Genomic DNA, 19,934 nt, shown 5'->3' with positions numbered 1-19,934 from the left:
GTTCAGCACGGAATACAGATGTTCTTGCTGGTTCGTCAGATCCTTGACATAGCCAACTGCCTGGCGGCCGCGCACGTTGGGCCCTGGCTGCACCGGGCGGAGCATCACCGGTCGGCCGGTGAGGTCCTGGACGTGGCGCTGGGCGGGGTGCGCAGCGGGGCACGCGAGGGGCACATTGAGCGCCTGGAGACGTTCGTGGAGGAGCACCGCGCCCGCCTGGAGGAGCTGTTGGGCGCGTACGGGCTGGGCAGCAGGACCGCCTAGCACGGCCGGTACGCGCTGATCGGGCAGCCCGAGACCCTGGTCATCCTGGAGCGGATGGAGGCGGTTGGGAGGAGCAGCTGGAGACCGTCTTCCTGGACGTCCTCGAGTTCGCGTGGGGCTGCGTATCTGCCTCAGTCGGTGAGGCAGCTGGGAACCAGCAGCGGGGCCGGGCAGGGTGATCCTGCCCGGCCCCGCTGCCGTCGGTCAGCCGTCCAGGCGCCATCGGGCGTGCGGGCAGCTTCGACCCTTTCGGGGTGGCCTGCAGTGTCCCAGAGCGAGAACGGCGGCGGGCCGTATAGGCCAGTGACCAGTGGAAGCTACTGGGCGACAGTGCAGGGCTCTTGGGCACGGAAGCGCGCGGGTTTCCGGCCAGGGCGTCGCGCTGTCGTGGCCGGGGCAGCCGACACCCCCGCAAAGAGATCGTGAGTCGCGCGTCGGCCTGCCGTTGATCAGGGCTACCCGCCCGTACGCCTCGTAACGTTCGCGGCCGTCCTCGCTCTGCACCAGATCGTTGGCGAGCTCCTGCTTGGTGCAGCGTGCGAGATCCGCGCGCGAAACGCGCCACCTCCTGAGGATCATGGCCATGATCTCCGTCTTGGAGTGGTTGTCCATCAGAGCGTTCCTGCGCTGCAGGAGCTCGTTGGCGAGCTCGACTTCGGCTGCGGGAGTCGGCGTGACCGCCCTGCGGATGCTCTCGGGGTTCGCATCCGTGGGGAAGCGCATGACGCAGTGATCGTGCGGCACGGCAACAGCGATCAGGCCTGGATTCTCGGCCTGCGCTTCGGCGGTGGCGCGTACCCGGTTGAGGGCTTCGTGGTAGCTGAGGTCTGTTCCCTGCTCGCGTGCGGTGCGCTGGAGTTCTCGGGCGCGCTGCTGCTCGGTCGTGCGTTTGGTCATGGACGGGTCCTCTCGGCACCGGGTCCTCGCCCCCACACGGCAACCCCGGCTCGATGGATCGTCAAGGTGCTCGGCAAGCGGTCCGTTGGTCCCGGAAGACCTTCCACCAATGTTCCGGGCAGTGGGGGTGTCCGGGTGCGGTGTGGGCGTCGGCGAAGCCCGGGACGTCAGCCCTGCGGGCAGGATACCGGCTCGGCCGCCGGCTCTTCGCTTCATCGGCGACGACGAGGCGGTGGTGCTCTCCGCGTACGGGACGGGCTCGTAGCTTGCCTCAGCCAGCGCTGTCCCAAGAATGCGGAAACTGGCAGGCGGGGGCGGACGACGTGGGAGAACTGAGGCGGCGAACTGCAGGTGCCGGCTCTGTCGGCTGACCGCTGGGAAAGGCGGACGTGGGACAGATCGAGCAGGGATTGGAGCGCGCGTTGCGTACCCGCCCCGTTCCTTCAAGCACCGAGGCCCGTCTGCGGTTTTTGCTGGCAGCGCACCGTGGTTCCACCCGGGGGGGGTGGCCACCGTGCTGGGGGTTTCGCAGCGCACCGTACAGCGGTGGGTGACGAATAATTCAGGAGCGCGTCGTCTTCCAGGACCGACGCAGGTCCGGGTGATCGAGGAAGCAGTCCTGGCTCGGTGGCAGCCCCGGGTACGGGTACGCCTGCGTGCCCAGGCCGAGGCGGAGGGCTTCGTCTTCCATACCCGGGCGCGATTCGGGTTCGCCGCATCGGCAGGGACCTCGGACGACCCGCGGGTGCGGTGGATCGCCCAGGGCCTGCCGGGAGAGGTAGCCGGGGAGCTGTTCGCCGCCCGGGACGCCGGCGCAGGCGAGCAGCAGCAGACGGCGATCCTCGCCCGCGCGCTGGGGCACGCCTACTTCCGTGACGGGGGCCGCCGGGCCCACGGTCTGCACATCACCTTCAGCGACGTCGAATTCGCCGACTTCTCCATCGGATGAGCCTGCTTCTTCGAGCAAAACGCGTCAGGGTGTTCAGCGTCGTGAGGGCTTGACGCGACTGGCCGGCACCGCTTCGTACTGCCCGGCTTCCTGCCGCTCTCGCCAGTCCCACTCCACACGGCCGACCGGGCCTTTGCGGCGGGTCGCGGGCGGCTGGGGTGGGCGCAGCCTGGCCGCCTCCGCCACGCGCAGCAGGTGCCCACGGTCACCTGGCGCGGCAAGCAGCTCCTGGTCCTCGCCGGAGACGAGCCGGGTGAAGCAGGCCGCGGCCCGCAGGAAGACGCTGGCCCAGGGCGGTACGGGGTAGGCGCCGCAGAAACACCCACCGTCTCAGCGACCGCACGCACATGCCGCGTCGACAGCTCCCCCGCCTGCTGCCGCTCCAGCAGACGACGCACCACCAACCCCCGGGGCAGTACAGCCCCACGGCCGGCCCTTACGTCCTGATCCACCCCACGATCACACCGGCCCAGCCCACCCCAGGGGATCAGAACTCACGAACATGAGACAACATCAGCCGCCATGAGATAAAGCCCCACGACAGCGATCCCAGCCATCAATCTCTCACCTCATGACAGTGTCAGCCCTGCCTTCACAACCTGCTGACCAGCACCAAAACAACAACCACCAGACCACCAACACCGACTCTCACCACCACCGACCCCAAACCGAGAGGCCGCATCCAGGCCGCCGTCACCGCGCACACCAAAGCCACCGGCCAGCCGCGCCATGAGGTCGAACAGGCCGTGCAGAAGGCGGTGCGGGACGGCGACGAGGACCCGGCGGAGTACGCAGGCCGCAGCTCCCTTGGCCCGCACGAGCACATCTGGGCTCACGGCTGTGTGTCACTTCGCGGGGGCGGTGGCTGAGCATGGGCGTACTGGTTGACGCAGAACCCGGCTTCCCCAGGAACTCGGTGGGGCTGGCCGGGACCAGTTGCGTTGCGGTGCGCGGCGATCGCGTATTGCACACAGCGGGAGCTCAGTGCTGGCGGGCGTCGCGTAGGGCTGGCACGAGCGTGTTGAGGTTCCCGCTACAGACGATCACTTCCCGCTGACCGCAACGAAGACGGTCTTTTTGGCCGTGTGGGTGCCAGTCCTGGGTGTACGCCGCCACTGAGAGTCAGCCCATCGACTCTCAGTGGCGGGGACAGGGTCCAACCGTCACGTCCCGAGACCGAGCCATGTGGCCTGGCGGCGTGATGAGGCGAGCACCTGGTGGGGCAAGGTCACGGTGTTCCGTTGGCGCCGCTCGCGCAGGGGCTGCCCGCGCCGAACGTTCCACCGGCTCCACCGGTCCCGCCGCGGAAGAGCGTGCCCCCCGTGGCGTTGCCGCCAGCGCCGCCGATCCCGCAGGTGCCATCAACGCTGGCACCCGACTTCACACCGCCGTTGCCGCCGATGCCGCCGTTGCCGCCCGAGTTGGCAATCCCTCCAGAACTCACGCCACCGGCCCCGCCGATGCCCGCGGCGCCACCGGGGTAAGCCCCGCCGGAGCTGCCGTTGCCGCCCATTCCGGCATTGCCGCCCTTCCCTCCGTTGCCGAAGTTGTTGGTGCCGCCCGCGCCGCCGTTACCGCCCTTGCCGCCGCCGTGGCCGATGCCGCCGTTGCCGGCGTTGCTGCCCGCGCCACCGGTCGAACCACCGACGCCGCCCAGGCCGCCTTGGCCGCCGGCTCCGGCGCTGGCACCGGAGTTCCCGCCGGCACCTCCGATGCCGCCCGCACTGACGTTGGTGCCCGCACCACCCGCACCACCCGCGCCACCCGCGCCGTTGAGACCGCCGGTGGCGCCGGCGCCACCCTTACCGCCCGCAGCACCGCTGGAGCCGCCAGTGCCCCCAGTGGCACCTGCTCCGCCGGATCCGCTGCCCACGCCGGTCCCGCCATTGCCGCCCGCGCCGCCGACCCCGGTGGAGAAGCCGTTGCCGCCGGGGCCGCCAGCACCACCCGCGCAGTTGCCCGTTCCGGTCGCAGCACCGCCCGCGGTGCCAGGGAAACCCGCGGGGTGGGCGGCGGTGCCGTTGGCACCCGCAACGCCCGCAGTGCCTGCGGTACACGCCAGGGCAGAGGCCCCGGCAGGGGTGCCGATGAAAAGTGCCGCGCCGGCGAAGAGACTCGGGAGGGCGAAGAGAGCGGTGGTCTGTTTCCTGTTCACGGTGTGTTCCTCTGGCTCGGGTGAAGCACGGGTCGATCCGAGGCGCGAAATCAGGCTGGCACGACACCCAAAAAAGGAGTAATTTCCCTCGAACAATTTCCCGCGCCGCATGCCGTGCGACCGTCCGAGAATTACGCGCTACCTCCATAAGACACGCATGTCCAGGTATTTGTAATGGAACAAGATGCCCGATTTCGGCCAACAATCACCTGATGGGGCAGTATGCTAAATGCAGGAGAAAACATCCCCTTGAAATTTCGTTTAACCGATATTCGCCGATGAGGCCGACCAATTTTGACACGAATTCGCCATCTTTGAACTTTCCGGCTTCTACAGGCTCTGAACTGCGGGTTCTCGTTACCAGCAGCAGAAGGGCTCTTGGCGTCCTCCGCCACCCAGGGCATGTCGAGGCACGTCCCACAGGGCCGGGTCAGGTAGAACGACGCAACGACGAGATACTTCCTCGGCGTCTCGCCTTCCCCGGTGTGCACAGAGATGGCCGAATCCACGGGGGTTGCGGCATATGCAGCCCTCGTCTTTGACGGGAAAGTATAGTCCCCATGCCTGTCATGCAAAACCGCACGTCTCCTGACTCGTCCGCCTCGTACGAGGCGTCACCGACGGCACGCAGGAGAGCCCGTATCCTCGGATAGGGCGCTTGCATCGCCCGGCCGCGTACGCCTTCACCACGCACAGCGACCAGGGTGAAGGAAGCCACGTTTACGCCGGTTCGCCGGTGGCCGTCGACGTGGGCTATGGCCTCCGGGTGCTCCACGATCGATGCCAGCGCCTCGGGTCCGGCGACGGTGTAGGTCAGCTCCAGTTCACCGCGCTGGAGGCTCTTCTGCGACCTTCATCTGCTCTTCGATGTCGTCGAGGACGTAGCTCGGCACGGCACTGGTCACGCCTGTGACGGTGGTGTGCTCGTCTACCTGGGCGAGGAGGTTGCGCTTGCGGGAGAAGAGCCGTTTCGGTAAACGGCTTCGAAGAAGCCGGTGACGAAGCACAGCCTGGTCAAAGCGTCGTCGTCGAGTTGTCGGGAAGCATCTGTCAGGTGTGCATGGAGGCGGCCCAGAGCGCTGGTTCCGATCATGTGGAGATCGGCGCGCACCGCACGGGCAGGTGCTCCGTCAATGGGAAGGTCGCTGCCGATCAGTTCGACGCCGGCGATCGCGGCGGGCCCCGGGGCGGAGCCGAGGCTCAGGCGCAGCCGGTAGTCGATGGTGTGGCCGAGAGCGGCGTAGTCGAGGCGGCGTTCGTTCAACGGCTGGACGGGGTGTGGCAGACCGCGGATGTACTGGAGGTAGGAGGCGATGATGCGTTCGGGGTGGCGAAGGTGGCGGGCCAGGAACGTGGACATCGGGGAGCGTGGGTACTTCAGCTGTCCGGCAAGCGGAAGCCGGACCAGCGCGATGCCTTCGAGGGTGGCGTCTGCTGTCGCGGCGGTGGCATGGTCTGGAGCCGTTTGATGCCGGTGATGTCGAGTTGCGTGCGGGCTCTCAAGCCGCAATGAGCTCCCGCTCGCGGACCGGCGTTTTGGCCGTGGGCTTCTTGTTCGGCAGCGAGAGCCGGAAGACCTTGTGCCAGGCGGAGTACACCTGCTTGGGCAGTGGGCCGGTGACGTACTCCAGCTCATACTTTTCGAACAGTGCGCGGACCTTCACCGCGACCTCGGCGTACCGGTTGCTCGGCAGGTCCGGGAACAGGTGGTGCTCGATCTGGTGCGACAGGTTGCCGGTCATGAAGTGCATGGCCTTGCTGCCGCTGATGTTCGCCGAGCCCATCATCTGGCGCAGGTACCACTGTCCGCGTGTCTCGCCCTCGATCGACCGGCGCTCGAAGACCCGTACGCCCTCGGGGAAGTGCCCGCACATGATCACCGAGTGGGTCCAGATGTTGCGGACCACGTTCGCGGTGAACGTGGCGCCGAGCGTGGTGAGGAATGACGGGCCCGAGAGCAGCGGGTGGATCACGTAGTCCTTGAGCACCTGCTTGCGGATCTTGCGGCCCACGGCCTTGGCCCGCGCGCGGAACTTGGGGTTCTTGCGGCGGTGCTTGGGCAGGTTGTTGCCGAGCTCCAGGTCGTACGCTGCGATGCCGTACTCGAAGAAGCAGGCGTTGATGAAGTTCCACAGCGGCTGGCCGAGGTGGAAGGGGTGCCACTTCTGGTCCTCGTCGACGCGCATGATGCCGTAGCCGAGGTCGTTGTCCTTGCCGATCACGTTGGTGTACGTGTGGTGCAGCTCGTTGTGCGAGTGCTTCCACTGGTCGGCCGGGGAGACGTGATCCCATTCCCAGGTGGTGGAGTGGATCTTCGGGTCTCGCATCCAGTCCCACTGGCCGTGCAGGATGTTGTGGCCGATCTCCATGTTGTCCATGATCTTCGCCACGGACAGGCCGGCGGTGCCGATCAGCCACGCCGGCGGGAAGAGCGAGAACAGCAGCACGCCCCTGCTGGCCAGCTCCAGCTTGCGCTGTGCCGAGATGACCTTGCGGATGTAGGCGGCGTCCTTCTCTCCGCGACTGGCGATCACCTCGTCGCGGATCGCGTCCAGCTCACGGCCGAGCTCCTCGATCTGCTCCACGGTCAGGTGGGCGGTGGGGTCGATGGCGGTCAAGGTGCTCCTACCGTTCGATGTCGCAGGGGCCCGCCGCGGCGGACACGCAGGTCTGGATAAGGACGCCCGGCTCGGCCTCGGTGATCTCGCCGGTGCGCAGGTCGCGGACGGCGCCCGCCTTGAGCGGCGTGACGCAGCCGAAGCAGATACCCATGCGGCACCCGGAGGGCATGAGCACGCCGGCCTCCTCGCCGATGTCCAGCAACGGCGTGGCGCCGTCCGCGTCGACCCTCTTGCCGGTGGCGCTGAACGTGACCTCGCCGCCGTCACCGGAGAGGAGGATGCTGGGGCGGAAGCGTTCGGTGTGCAGGCGGTCCGGGACGCCGTGGTCGGCCCAGTGCTTTTCGGCGGCGTCCAGCAGGCCCGCGGGCCCACACGCCCAGGTCTCGCGCTCGGCCCAGTCGGGCACGAGTGCGTCGAGACGGGCGATGTCGAGCGTGCCGTCTGTGTCGGTGTGCACCTCGGTGAGCCGCAGCTTCTTGTCCGCGACCAGGTCGTGCAGTTCGCTGCGGAAGATCACGTCCTGCGGGCGCGGGGCGCAGTGGATCATGGCGACGTCGTCGAACTCGGTGTCGCGCAACATGCCCATCACGGGCGTGATGCCGCTGCCGGCCGTCAGGTAGAGCACCTTGGCGGGCTTGGTCTTTGGCAGCACGAAGTCACCGGCCGGCTGGTCGAGGTGGATCAGCGTGCCCGGTTTCGCCCTGCGCACCAGGTGGTTGCTGACCTTGCCGTCCGGGATCGCCTTCACGGTGATCGTGACGCGGCCATCGGGGCGGTTTGTCGGCGAGGTGAGGGAGTAGGCACGCCACAGGCGCACCCCGTCGACGTCGACTCCGATCCGCACGTACTGACCGGCTGTGTGGCCACGCCAGTCCCGCCCCGGCCTGATCACGATCGTCGCGGCGTCACCCGTCTCGGGGTGCACGGCCTCGATGCGTCCACGCAGGTCAGCGCCCGCACGCAGCGGGCTGACCAGGTCGAGGTAGTCCGACGGCAGCAGTGGTGTCGTGACCGTCTCCAGCAGTTTCCACGCCCTGCTGCGGAGGGCTGCACTCATCATGACTCCAGCTTGCTGCGCCTCAAGGCGTAAAGTCCTGACCGCAGGACGTAAATCTGGTCGACTGAATTGTTCGCAGGGAACAAAAACGTGAGCCATGCAATCCGGAGGGCCAGCGAACTGGCCCTGGATGAGACGACGGTCACCGCACTTCGGGCCGCACTGAAGACCACCGCCGACGAAGTCGTCCAAGCGATCATCGACGAGGTCCCCTCCTACGCCAACGCCCTTTCGGGCCGCATGGGCGCCACCATCCGCCGATCCGTCCGCACCGCCCTGGGCCACTACCTGGACCTCGCGAGCGGGAACACCACGGGCGGCGACGCCGGCGACGCAGCTTACGAGCTGGGCCGCGGCGAGGTACGCGACGGCCGTTCGATGGACGCCCTGCTCAGCGCCTACCGCGTCGGCGCCCGCGTGGCCTGGCGATGCCTGGCAGCAGGTGCCGTGCCCGCAGGTCTGCCCGCCGCCGAGGTCGCCAAGTTCGCCGAGCTGACCTTCGCCTACATCGACGAGCTCTCCGCCGCGAGCGCGGCGGGCCATGCCGACGAACTGGCCGCCCGGGGCAGGGCCCACGAGCGCCACCTGGAACAGCTGGCCCGCGACCTCCTCGCCGGCGCGAGCCCGGATGTGCTGATGGCCTCCGCTCAACGGGCTGGCTGGCAGCCTCCGGTTTCGCTGACCGCGGTCCTGCTGCCCGCCGCCCAGGCCCGGCCTGCCTACCGCGCACTCGACCCGGGCACCCTCGTCCTGGACGATCTGCCGGACGCCACCGGTGTCCTGCTCGTCGCCGACGCCGACCGATCACATCTGTTGCGGCAGCTGACCGACCGCACCGCGGTGGTCGGCCCGGCCCGGCCATGGGCTCGCGCGTCCGCCTCCTACGCACGAGCCGTACGCGCGCGCTCCCTCTCCGCTGATATCCGCGACACCGAGGACCACCTGCCCGAGCTGGTGCTGAGCGCCGACGTGGAGGCGTTCACAGACCTGCGTGCCCGAGCCCTCGCACCCTTGCAGACCCTGCCTGCCGCCACCGCACGGCGGCTGGAGGAGACCTTGCGGACGTGGCTGCTGCACCAGGGCAGACGGGACGAAGTGGCGGCGGCGTTGTTCGTCCATCCCCAGACAGTCCGGTACCGGATGTCGCAGTTGCGGGAGCTGTTTCCGGATCTCACCTCGCCACACCGGGTCCTTGAACTGACGCTGGCGGTCGGCCTTCGGATCAGCTGACGCCGGCGGTCGGCCTTCGAGGCAGCTGACGCGTATGCCGACCGTCCACGACCGCGTCCGCGAGCGGTCCAACAATCGTGCCTGGCTCTCGGGTGCGCGGTGCCGTCAGCCGGCGCATGCGGCCCGGGGAAGAGCGGTATCAGGCTTTCACGGCCTCTGGGTGACCGACGGGGCGGCCGGGCCCGGGCCCGTCCTCCGACAGGTCAACGGAGCGACCGACCGGGCCGGCCTGGCACACCGCGCGGGAGATGATGGGGAGGGAAATGACGGAACGAGAGGTCAGGAGCTTCCATGTCGAAGCGGGTTCACCGCCCCCGTGAGGACGCGGAGTTCGATTTCATCCTCAAGATGAGCGGAGTTCCGGTCCTCGCATACTTCACCGGGACATGGCCCAAGGCAATCGAGCCCTGCCAGGTGATGGACCAAGTCGTCAGTGACATCGCCGACCACTACACGGGCCGCCTGACAGCCGTCCGCGCCGACATCACACGCTGTCCGGCCGCAACCGAGCGATACGGGATCACCGGAGCCCCGTCCTACGTCCTGCTGAAGGAGGGCGAGGTGGTGGCGCACGGCACAGGGCCTGTGACCGTCACCGAGGTACGGAAGGTCCTGGACGGCCATCTCTGAGCGGCCGCTGCGGCACGCCGCGATCGACGGCTCGCATGTCCGGGTTCTGACAGGGGGCTCACACCGGGCTTCGCCAGTCGACCTGACGTCACCCAGCTCGTACCCTTGCTGGGCGCGATACCCCGCATCCGCAGCCTGGCGGCAGGCCCCGTCACCGCCCACGGCGGCTGTTCCCCGATCGCGGCTAGGACCTCCCGTCCCGCGGGACCACCCCTACGATCGCCCGCAAGGAACCGCCCACGGATCCGACCTGGGCAAGATCAGGTGGGTCGTCGAGCGCGCCTTCGCCTGGCTTCACCAGTTCAAACGCCTGCGGACCCGCTATGAGATACGAGCCGACCTACACCTCGGACTACTCCAACTCGCCTGCAGCATCCTCTGCTTGCGGGTGCCTCACGTGCTGTGGTGGTGCGCCTTCGCCTGGGAGACGGCAGTCGGATGCTGCCGGTGGCGGGCGGGCCTGGGTTCCTCCCCATGGCCACTGGGGGCCGTGCTCGGGCCCGTTGTGGAGGTGGGCGCGATGTCCGCAGGCTCGAAGGTCGGGAGCGTCACGCGCGCGGTACGAGGAGCTTGTCGCCGAGGACCGGCAGCTCGTTCTGGATGAGACGAAGATCCAGGTCAAAATCAGGGACGATGCCTTGGAGATAGAGCCGCTCCGTCCGCACGGCGGCTCACAGCCCGCCACGGAGGAGGAACCCTTAGGGGTGTGCGTGCGACGCTGGAGATGTTCTCCGAGGACATCAACGTCTCCTACAGCCAGGTGCGGACCGCCCGGCAGACGGCCAGCAAGTGGCCGCCCGAACACCGGGCGGAGGGTGTCTCATTCGAGATCCACCGCATCCTGGAGAAGCTGGAGGACCGCTTCGAGCGGATCGTCACCCCGCCCAAGCACCCGCGCACCTGGAAGCGCCAGTGGACGGGTGATGCGGCGAAGCGGCAGGTGGGCTGGCAGGTGGACACCCCGCAGTTCGTCCAGGAGAAGGTCGAGGCCATCCACGACCCGGCCGTCGATGAGCAGGTGCCCGCGAGGGTGGCGGCCGACTTCCTGCGCCGTCCCGCGGTGGCCTTCCGGGCCGCTGGAGATGACACGGTCCGGCACCTGTTCAACAAGGCGCAGAACGACCGGTGGAGGCAGCTTGAGGAGGCTGCCGAGGGCCCGGTTCCCGGGCCAGGGAGAGAATCCGGTGGCTCCGGTGGTGCGGGCGATTGACCGCACGCTGGAGTTCCTGGATCTGGTGGGCGCCTGCCACAAGTTCGTGGCTTCCACCAGCCGCCTGGTGCCGCTGGTGCGGGACCGGGAACTGTCCGAGGACGCGCGGGAAGTAATCGGGCACAACCTGTCGCGTGTGCGGGCCGCGTGTGACTGGGTGGAGCACGAGGTCTCGACCGGCGAGACCGATATGGATGAGGAGCTGGCCCGCCTGCTGCGGGGCGAGTGACTGGCCATGGCGCGTTCACGTCGCAAGGGTGATGCCGCCCAGCGACATAGCGAGTGCATCCGCCGCATCCTGATGGAGGCCCGCCCGGCCGGACTGGACTTCGGTCAGCTGATGGCGACCTGCGAACTCACCCGCGCTCAGGCCCGCGACGGGCTGGCGATGCTGCGGGACACCATCACCAAGAACGGCTGGCTGCCCCTGATCTACAGCCGCCAAGACGGCTTGTACATGTTCACCGTCGACCCCGATGAGCTGGAACGGTTCGAGGTGAGCCGCATCCGTGAACTACTGACTGAGGCCCACCGCCTGGCTAACGCCACCATCGCCCCGCACGCTGCACACGCCCCCGACGACAAGCGGGTGCAGTACGGCATCACCCAGATCAAGGCGGTCGAGGCCACCCTCGACCTGATCGCCTGAAAGGGGACGCGCGGATGCGGCGCCGACGCTACCCCTCGGACACCACCGATGCGGAATTGTCGGTCATCGAGCCTTTGTTTCCGCCACCGGCCTGCACGAGGCCGGCCGGCGGCGGGCCGGAGAAGCATCCGCGCCGGGAGATCATCGATGCCCTGCGGTATGTGGTGTCCGAGGGCTGCCGCTTGCGGGCTCTGCCTGCGGACTTTCCCCCGCATCAGACGGTCTACGGGTTCTTTCGCCGATGGATCAAGTCCGGGGCCTGGCACCGGATCCGCGACCGGTCGCGGCGCGAGGTCAGGTGCCAGATGGGCACCTCCCCCAACGCGGTGGCCACGGTCCTCGACTCCCAGTCGGTCGAGGCATCCGACACCGTCGGCAAGCACAGAACTCCTCATCCGCGCCCGCCGCCCGCCGCCCGCACCCCGAACTCGCCATCGTCTGGGCGGACTCCGCCTACCGGGGCCCGTTCACCGAGTGGGCCAGGTCCGAGCTGAAACTCACTATCAAGACCGTGAGCAAGCCCAAAGAGGCCAAAGGTTGCATCGTCCAGCCGCGCAGATGGATTGTGGAACGGTCTTGGGGGTGGGTGATGCACACCCGACGCCTGGTCAGGGACCACGAGCGCCTGCCGAAAGCTCCGAAGCGATGATCAACCTCGCGGCGATCAAACTGATGGCCCGGCGCCTCGCCCACCAGCCCGTCTATCCCACCGCAGCCCGCCCACGGCCGGGAGAAGCCCAGAAAGCGGCCTGAACAGCGGTCCTACTCGTCGTCCCAGCCCTCGTCCTCGTCCTCGTCCTCGTCCTGCGGGTCGTGCGCGGCAGCTGTCGCAGTTGCCCGGTCATCGAACCCAGACACGGCTCCGAAGTCCTAGCGCAGACACCGGGGAACAAGTAACCCGCCGGTGTGCCACATCCCCTACGGCCCGACAGGACTGGGAACGAAGGGTCTGCGACTGGGCATCGACAGTACCGGCTATCCCGTCGGGTCAAGCCTCCGGCGCTGCGAAGGGTTGGTCGAAATAGGCTTTCGCGACTTCGACCGACCCGGGGCGCCGGTTCGCGGTGGCTCTCTGGTCAGTGGCCCTGGTCAATGAGGTAGTCAGCGAGACTCTCGACGGTAGATGAGGCATTTCCTGCCATCATCTCCTCGTTGTGGATGCCAATGATGACTGCTTGTTTCGACTTCGCGATGGCGGCTCCCCCGCGCCCAGTCCGGCCGTAGATTGTGCGGTCCTCACACCTCGCCATCACGTACCTCTGGCCGGCAAGGAACAGGCCTTTCGAGAAGAGCTGATCCTTGGCTTTCGTCTCGCCGTTAAGTGCCGCGATGATGCGGTTGGCCTCGTCCTGCGTGATGTGGAGGTCTGGGCTGGACGCCCACTCCTGGCCGTCGAGACTGAAGATCGCACCCTGGCTCACGTGGCCGGTGCCCACAAGGCTCGTGCCCACGTATGCTTGCCAGTTGCCCATAGTGTGCTTCTCGCTCGCGCGTTTGAATGCCGCCCCCTCTGCAGGGCTGAGGTCCTTACCCTGATTTGACACGGCGCTAATCGGTGCGGGCGTTTCCGGCCGCGGGGGTCAATCGAACCGTGGTTGGCGTTCACCACCGGCGCGAAGGACGGCCAGCACCCCTTCGCCCGCCACCGCCATGCGGATGCTCCGCGAGCATGACGAGTAGACCACCGCAGCGGCGAGCACGTGATCGCCCGGCTACATTGCGGCTGGTGTCTGAGCTAGGACTCCAGGGCCGTCTCGGCGATCCGCCCGTACTCCACGAACGCGGCGCCCAGCGGGGTCGGGCGGCCGTCGCAGCCGACGCTCTAGTGGAAGCGGATGACAGCGCACCCCGCGTGGCCGTCTTCGCCGTGGTGGCCTCGGTGGCCACCAGGCCCGGTCACACTGCCACCGCCGGCTCGGCCACCGGCGCCGGCGGTGTTGCCTCCGAAGCTGGCGTAGTTGAGCCCGCCCTTACCACCGTCGCCCGAGCCGCCCCGGGCGGGGCTGCTGCCGCCTGCGCCGCCACCCCCAGTGCCGAAGCCACCGCCACCCCGGCACCCCGGCACCTATGAGGGTGACGGAGTCCGTGAGGTCGCCCCTCGGCAGCTCGCAGTAATGCTCTCCCGCGGTCGTGAACGTGACGCCACTTACGCGGGTGTCCGCGGCGTTTGCCGGAGAGGCTAGTGTCACCGGCAACACCACGCTTCCGACGGTCAGTGCAACTGCTTTGGCCACGGGCTTGCGCACCAGGTGCCGGGAATTGTTCGTCGTTGTATCCGAGGACGCTACGGAGGCGCGCGGCCCGTCGCTCCGCGACCGGCGGCCCATCACTCAAACGCAGGACTCATAGGTTCGGCTGACCAGCGCAGAACCAACAAACGCATTCGGGATGAGAATTTCGTTGCGGTCCACAAGCACCTAATAGTCCACGCCGATTTCGCTGCCCGGAGATGGCGGCGCGACATCGGCATGTTGACCCATACCTCAAGCATCGTCCGCAGCCATACCCACGGCAAACCGAACCGCCACGGCATACATGCAGGGGCTTCTAAATCAGGCTCTAACACCGTGGTGGGCGACAGAAGGGCACTGCCAGCCAGAGAAGTTCGCCCGGGGACGGTGTGAGCGGCGCCGGGCTGCGGTGTGGGGCTTGCCGGGTCAGAACAGTTCGCTCGTTCGAAGGTGAAGAGACGCTTTGTTGGTACGGGTGGCATACCGCGTGGGACATGATCCAGGCGCCTGTGCCTCAGGGGCGCAACTGACCCCCACTCGGAGGTGGCCGTTCGTGATCCTGATCATCGTCGTCGCTGTCCTGGCTCTGCTGGCGGGGCTGGCCGCCAACCGTTTCCTGCGGCCCCGGCTCGTGCGTGAGGACGACGACGCCGGGATGTGTGTCAAGGACCTGGTCGGCCCGCTGCTGACGCTGACTGTGCTGCTATTGGCCTTCGTCCTGGTTACCGCCAACGGCTCCTACGGCAAGGCCGAGGTCGCCGCGCGCGGCGAGGCCCGGGCCGTCGACCAGCTCGTGGAGAGCGCCGAGTACGCACCCGAAGCACAGCGGGCCAAGATCCAGGCAGATGCCGTCTGCTACGCCCGCGCCGTACGCGAGCGCGAATGGCCCGCGATGGGCGATGGGAAGGGCTCACCAGCGCCCAGTGTCTGGTCCACCGACCTGCGCCGCGTTTTCCGCGAGGTCGAGGGCAAACCGGTCTTCGGCATGCTGGTGTCCGCCGACACCAAGCGCTCCGAGGAGCGTGAGGAGCGCCTGACCCAGGCCACCGCGAGTATCCCCGGCGCGATCCTGTGGTTCCTGCTCGCCACCCTGGTCATCACCGTGATGGCCCTGGGCACGTGCATTCCCCGCCGCAACAACCGTGGGCAGATCATCACGCTCACCGTCATCACCGCGCTCCTGACCGCCACGTTGTGCATCATCCGGGACGTCGACCGGCCCTTCGGCGGCATCATCGACATCGAGCCCACCGCTATCACCAACGTGGAAGGCCAGGCCACCCGCGACTTCCTCGCCCATCACACACAAGCAGACCTTCCCTGCGACAACCAGGGCAAGCGTCGCACCACCTGAGGTGCCGCCGCCCCAAAGAAGGCAACGCCCCGTCACGTCACCGTGATCACCTCCAAGGCCGGGTACGGAGGCTGCCTTACCAGATGCTCTGCGAGGCGCCTCAGCGGGCGATGGAGCAGCGCGGCGCACCTTTGCGGACTGGTCGTACGGCGGATGTCCACCAGCCCTTGCCGAACGACGGCAGAGTCGCCACTCGTCCCAGGCATACCGGGCCAGGCCGTCAGTGTTCCTGGCGACGCGGGCCTGAAGTCTGCCGCCCGCCGGGTTTGACGAAGTCATACAGATTCCCCTGCCGGTATTTCCGGATGGTTGGTACTCGTGCTCCAACTCGGTCAGACAGGCAGCGACCCGCCCGCTGCACCGGGAGGTCCAGCGGATCAGCTCGTGCGGCGCCCCGGCAATCTCCATCACAGGCTCGTTGTAGAGCGCGGAGGCGGCCACAGTGTTCTCGTGCAGGGCCGGGGTGTGGATCGAGCCCTTACTTCCCGTCCAGGCGCTGCCCCTTCACGGACAGCAGCAGAGGGTCATGGAGCGATTCTTCGCGGTTCGTATGTCTCTTAAGGCGTGGGTTCCCGGCCGTGAAGCAGGGCCGTTCACAGCCGTGCCCGGGTCGGATGGCCTCCCGCAAGAGGGACGACGGTGCCCGGCACCGTCGTCCCTCGCCCGTCAGCTGCAGCGGGTCCGTGGGGGAGCAGGAGCATCAGCGCCCACATCACGAGGAGAGTGCCGACGACGTACCACAGGCTGTCGGCGAAGGCGGTGTGCATGGCCCGGCCTCGGGTGCCCACGGTGGTGTGCGTAAAGAGGATCACGGTGGTCAGAGCGGTGCCGAGGGCGATGCCGAGTTGGGTGCCGGTGTTGAAAAGCCCGGACGCCGACCCGGCGTCCTTGTGGGCGACCTTGCCGATGGTGAGATCGGCGAGTGGAGCACCGATCATGCCGAGGCCAAGGCCGACGGCGAGCATGGGGAGGGCGGCCAGAACGGTCCCCATGCCAGTGCCTTCCGCGGTGATGAGGTAGTGGTAGCCAGCCAGAGCGCTGGCGGCGAGCAGTGCTCCGGCCTGCGGGACGGCACGGCCGTAGCGGGCGACGAGGCTCATGGCGAGCCAGGCTCCGCCCATCTCTCCGAGGGAGGCGGCGACGAACCCGATCGCAGCCTGGCCCGGCGTGAGACCGAGGCCGTCCTGCATGAACAGGGCCCAGGACAGGAAGAAAGCGCCCGACAGGAGGCCGAAGGCCAGCTGGGTGACGAGCCCGGCGCTGAAGGCACGGCCGGCGAAGAGAGAGAGGACAACCAGGGGCGAGCCATCTTTGCGCATCTTGCTCTTCCGCTGAGCCACGAACACCGCCAGGACGAGGAGACCAGCGCTCATCACGGCGAACGGCCAGGCGGGCCAGCCGTGTTCGCCGCCCATCGTCAGCGGAAGTGTGATCAGCACCAGGCCGAGCGCGGACAGGAGCATGCCGAGTGGGTCCAGGCGCCGGGTGATGTGGTCGCGGGACTCGGGGATGTGGCGCCGGCCGAGGAGGACGGCGGCAATCCCGATGGGCAGGTTGATCAGGAAGATGGGGCGCCAGCTCAGGCCGAAGAGGTCGGCTTGGGTGAGCACGCCACCCAGGACAGGTCCGGCGACGCTGCCCAGCGACATGACGGTTCCGTACAGGCCGAATGCCTTTGCCCGGGAGCCTTCGTCGAAGGTGACGTGGAGGGTGGCCAGGACCTGGGGCACCATCGCCGCGGCCGCCGCGCCCTGGAGCACGCGGGCGGCGATCAACAGCTCGGGGCCGGTCGCGACCCCACAGAGCAGGGAGGCCAGGGTGAACACGGCTGTGCCGACGAGGAAGATCCGCTTGCGGCCGTAGAGGTCGCCGAGCCGGCCGCCGGTGATCAGGCCGAGGGCGAAGGTCAGGGCGTAGGCGGCGTGGATCCACTGGAGGGCCGCGGTGCCGGCGCCGGTGTCGGCGGCGATGGTGGGCAGGGCGGTGTAGACGACGGAGCCGTCGAGCGCGTTCATCAGCTCGGCGGTCAGGACGACGGCGAGGGTGACGGCCCGGGTTCGGCCTGCGGCGCGGACTGCGCCCTGCGGCGGGCTGCTGGTGGTCTGGCGGGTGCCGTAAGACACGGGAAGGGTTCCTGTTCCGGTGCGTGCGGGGATGCGGGCAGGCCAGGGCCGCCGCGTACGCCGACTGCGCACAAGAAGAGGAAGGGGCCCAGGCCGAGGAGGGGGCCGTCATTTCCGGTACAACGGTGCGGCACCGCGAGGGTGCTGTCCGTGCCGGAATGGGGACGGCTACCGGGCCTGGGCGATACGTCATCACCTCACATCGACTGCGGCGGAGCACGTCCGCCAGGGGGAAACGGGACGGGAGCCGGGGCCCGCCCGGTGAGGGCGGGATCCCGGCGGTGGGTCAGACCGCGGCCTTGACCGGCTTGGGGAGCCGGAACATCAGTGCCCACATCGCCGTGAGGGCGGCGATGACGTACCAGACGCTGCCCGCGAAGGCGTGGGTGACGGTGGTGCCGTGGCTGCCCGCAGGGGCGTGGCTGAAGAACACCACCGAGGCCATCGCGATACCGAGCGCGGTACCGAGCTGCATGGCGGTGTTGAACAGTCCGGCCGCGGATCCTGCGTCCTCGTGGCCGACCTGGCTGAGGGTGAGACCGGCAAGGCCCGCGCCGACCATGCCGAACCCGACGCCGAGGAGGATCATCGGGGCGACGGCGGCCGCGAACGGAGTCTCGGTCTGCTCGGCGGAGACCATCAGCTGGTATCCGACCAGGGTGACGGCGATGAGGACCGCGCCGGCTTGCGGGACGCGCCGCAGGTGGCGGCCCGCCCACTTGGAGGCGAGCATGGCGCCGGCCATGCCACCGATGGAGATGGCGACCGAGGCGGGTGCGAACTGCCCGGGTGTGAGGCCGAGGCCGAACTGCATGAACAGCACCCACGTCAGCAGGAACACGCCGGAGACCAGCCCGAAGACCAGCTGCGCGGCGAGGCCGCCGGCGAACACCTTGCTCGTGAACAGGGACAGCGCCACCAAGGCGGAGCCGTCTTTGGCGGTCTTCGCCCGCTGCTGGGCAACGAACACGGCCAGCACGATCACACCTGCGGCGAGCATGCCGAAGCTCCAGGCGGGCCAGTGCTCCTCGCCGCCCACGGTGAGCGGGTAGGCGATCAGCAGCATGCCCGCGGCGCAGAGCAGCATGCCCAGCGGGTCCAGGCACCGGGCCTGCTGATCACGGGACTCCGGGATGAACCGGAGGGCGAAGAGCACGGTGGCCAGGCCGATGGGCAGGTTGATCAGGAAGACTGCCCGCCAGCCGAGACCGGCGATGTCGGCGGCGGTCAGGACCGCACCCAGGACGGGTCCCAGTACCCCGCCCAACGACATGATCATGCCGTACATGCCGAACGCTTTGGCCTGGGACTCTCCCTGGAAGGTGACCGCGATGACGGCCATGACCTGCGGCACCATCGCCGCCGCGCCCGCGCCCTGGACGGCCCGGGCGGCGACCAAGAGCTCAGGGCTCGTCGCGATCCCGCACAGCAGCGACGCCAGCGTGAAGACGGCGGTACCGGCGATGAAGACCCGCTTGCGCCCGAACAGGTCACCCAGGCGCCCGCCGGTGATCAGGGCGAGCGCGAAGGTGAGGGTGTAGGCGGCGGGGATCCACTGCACCGCGGCGCTCGTCGCGTCGGTGTCCGCCTGGATCGACGGAAGTGCGGTGTGGACGATCGAGCCGTCGAGCGCGTTCATCAGCTCGGCGATCAGCACCACGACCAGAGTGATCGTGGCAGCACGGCCGGTCCCGGTGGGGCGTGGATGGCCCGTGGTATGGGTGTCGATTGACACGGAGAGGAGTCCTGTTCGCGTACAGAAGGAAAAGGGGCGGAAGGGGCAGGCCTGGGCATGCCCCCCGCACGCCGGCAGCGCGACAGGGGAAAGCAGGGTGCAACGGGCCCAGGCCATGAGGGGGCACCGCCGTCGAGGCATGCGTCAGAAGCCCGCCATAGCGAACAACCGGAAAGAGCGCCTCAGAACGAGCGGCTACTTGGCCTGGGAGATACGTCATCACCTCGAAACACAGCGCCGGGCCCCGAAACGGGCACCGACGGAACTGAAACAGGCTAGAAGACCGCCGGACGCTGGTGCAACGCAATATCCCATGCACGTCTCCGCCCTGCCCGCGTAGCGCCGTCGCAGGGGGGCATGGCGGAAGCGAGCAGTGTCGTTGTGACTTGTGGCTTTCGCTGGACTGGCCCGTCGGCTCCGGCTGGGGTCATCTCGTCCTCCTGCGCTGCGGCCCGATGCCGACGACAGTGGTGGTGGCCCTTTCGCCGAGTGCGTCGCGGAAAGCTTCGTTGTCGTGGTGGAGGGCTGCGATGGCGACGGCGGCCGCTGGAAGCTGCCTCTCCAAGCGGGTGCACTGCCGAGTCTTTGCGGTCAGTTTCTTGCACAGGTCAGCGATGGGCCATGTCGCGTTGCGCTTCGCGCGGGGTTGTCTTCCCGTGCTGGGCGATGTGGGCGTCCCACTCGGCGAGGATGTCCTGGGCTCTGTTCATGGTGGCTCGGCTGACCTGGGCTTCTCGCCAGAGGTTCTCCTTGGCCAGGCGCCCATCGGTTCATGCTGTTGCCGCATCGGCCGGGTCGGCAGCGAGGGCACACACTCCGCACCCCACCC

General features: G+C 68.2%; 16 protein-coding genes and 2 pseudogenes. 10 read left to right on the top strand and 8 right to left on the bottom strand.

What is annotated here, in order from left to right:
* On the top strand, positions 1-264 hold a 264-nt coding region (locus GKQ77_RS10660), incomplete at its 5' end, for a hypothetical protein (RefSeq protein WP_372459855.1).
* Between the two features lie 204 nt (positions 265-468).
* Here the strand turns inward: GKQ77_RS10660 and GKQ77_RS10655 are convergent.
* On the bottom strand, positions 469-1,161 hold the full coding sequence (locus tag GKQ77_RS10655) for a hypothetical protein (protein ID WP_219688475.1): 693 nt from the start codon (positions 1,159-1,161) through the stop codon (positions 469-471).
* A gap of 292 nt (positions 1,162-1,453) precedes the next feature.
* Here GKQ77_RS10655 and tpg point away from each other — a divergent pair, with 292 nt between their 5' ends.
* Entirely contained in the window at positions 1,454-2,110 is a 657-nt protein-coding gene (gene tpg / locus GKQ77_RS34230; protein WP_443728915.1) for a telomere-protecting terminal protein Tpg, read from the top strand.
* 1,228 nt (positions 2,111-3,338) lie between these two features.
* Here the strand turns inward: tpg and GKQ77_RS10645 are convergent.
* From GKQ77_RS10645 to GKQ77_RS10630, 4 genes are all read right to left on the bottom strand, one after another.
* Positions 3,339-4,265, bottom strand: a complete 927-nt coding sequence (locus tag GKQ77_RS10645) for a hypothetical protein (RefSeq protein ID WP_219688474.1) — start codon at positions 4,263-4,265, stop codon at positions 3,339-3,341.
* Between the two features lie 928 nt (positions 4,266-5,193).
* A complete protein-coding gene (locus tag GKQ77_RS10640) occupies positions 5,194-5,625 on the bottom strand; it encodes a hypothetical protein (protein ID WP_219688473.1) in 432 nt (143 codons plus the stop codon).
* Between the two features lie 139 nt (positions 5,626-5,764).
* Positions 5,765-6,883, bottom strand: coding sequence for a fatty acid desaturase family protein (locus GKQ77_RS10635; protein ID WP_219688472.1), 1,119 nt, complete (start codon positions 6,881-6,883; stop codon positions 5,765-5,767).
* Between the two features lie 7 nt (positions 6,884-6,890).
* On the bottom strand, positions 6,891-7,946 hold the full coding sequence (locus tag GKQ77_RS10630) for a ferredoxin reductase (RefSeq protein ID WP_219688471.1): 1,056 nt from the start codon (positions 7,944-7,946) through the stop codon (positions 6,891-6,893).
* Positions 7,947-8,033: 87 nt separating this feature from the next.
* Between GKQ77_RS10630 and GKQ77_RS10625 the strand changes: the two genes are divergently transcribed.
* From GKQ77_RS10625 to GKQ77_RS34225, 7 genes and pseudogenes are all read left to right on the top strand, one after another.
* The gene (locus GKQ77_RS10625; RefSeq protein WP_219688470.1) at positions 8,034-9,173 is read left to right on the top strand and encodes a PucR-like N-terminal domain-containing protein; all 1,140 of its coding nucleotides are present in this window, start codon (positions 8,034-8,036) and stop codon (positions 9,171-9,173) included.
* A 291-nt stretch (positions 9,174-9,464) separates the two neighbouring features.
* On the top strand, positions 9,465-9,803 hold the full coding sequence (locus tag GKQ77_RS10620; RefSeq protein ID WP_219688469.1) for a thioredoxin family protein: 339 nt from the start codon (positions 9,465-9,467) through the stop codon (positions 9,801-9,803).
* 75 nt (positions 9,804-9,878) lie between these two features.
* Positions 9,879-10,191, top strand: a pseudogene (locus GKQ77_RS10615) (transposase); the annotation flags it as partial.
* Between the two features lie 318 nt (positions 10,192-10,509).
* Positions 10,510-11,013, top strand: a complete 504-nt coding sequence (locus tag GKQ77_RS33875) for a DUF6192 family protein (protein WP_308117617.1) — start codon at positions 10,510-10,512, stop codon at positions 11,011-11,013.
* Positions 10,997-11,242 (top strand): DUF6192 family protein, encoded by a 246-nt coding sequence (locus GKQ77_RS33870; protein WP_308117616.1) that lies wholly within the window; start codon positions 10,997-10,999, stop codon positions 11,240-11,242. The genes GKQ77_RS33875 and GKQ77_RS33870 overlap by 17 nt, the downstream gene beginning before the upstream one ends.
* Before the next feature lie 6 nt (positions 11,243-11,248).
* Entirely contained in the window at positions 11,249-11,662 is a 414-nt protein-coding gene (locus GKQ77_RS10605) for a RacP protein (RefSeq protein WP_219688468.1), read from the top strand.
* Positions 11,663-11,676: 14 nt separating this feature from the next.
* Positions 11,677-12,480: pseudogene (locus tag GKQ77_RS34225) on the top strand (transposase); the annotation flags it as partial.
* A gap of 258 nt (positions 12,481-12,738) precedes the next feature.
* Here GKQ77_RS34225 and GKQ77_RS10595 read toward each other — a convergent pair.
* Positions 12,739-13,134, bottom strand: coding sequence for a profilin (locus tag GKQ77_RS10595; protein ID WP_219688466.1), 396 nt, complete (start codon positions 13,132-13,134; stop codon positions 12,739-12,741).
* A gap of 1,312 nt (positions 13,135-14,446) precedes the next feature.
* On the opposite strand from GKQ77_RS10595, the gene GKQ77_RS10590 reads away from it, so the two are divergent.
* Positions 14,447-15,247: a bestrophin-like domain gene (locus tag GKQ77_RS10590; RefSeq protein WP_219688465.1), complete on the top strand. Its 801-nt coding sequence runs from the start codon at positions 14,447-14,449 to the stop codon at positions 15,245-15,247.
* A gap of 593 nt (positions 15,248-15,840) precedes the next feature.
* On the opposite strand, the gene GKQ77_RS10585 is transcribed toward GKQ77_RS10590, so the two are convergent.
* Together GKQ77_RS10585 and GKQ77_RS10580 are read right to left on the bottom strand one after the other, a co-directional pair.
* Positions 15,841-17,370, bottom strand: a complete 1,530-nt coding sequence (locus GKQ77_RS10585; protein WP_219688464.1) for an MFS transporter — start codon at positions 17,368-17,370, stop codon at positions 15,841-15,843.
* Between the two features lie 286 nt (positions 17,371-17,656).
* Entirely contained in the window at positions 17,657-19,105 is a 1,449-nt protein-coding gene (locus GKQ77_RS10580; RefSeq protein WP_219688463.1) for an MFS transporter, read from the bottom strand.
* Between the last annotated feature and the right edge of the window lie 829 nt (positions 19,106-19,934).

Source organism: Streptomyces anatolicus (assembly GCF_019400875.1).
In the GTDB taxonomy this organism is placed as follows: Bacteria; Actinomycetota; Actinomycetes; order Streptomycetales; family Streptomycetaceae; genus Streptomyces; species Streptomyces anatolicus.
Note: the sequence above shows the minus strand (reverse complement) of the source record. Positions and strands in the feature narration are given on the sequence as shown.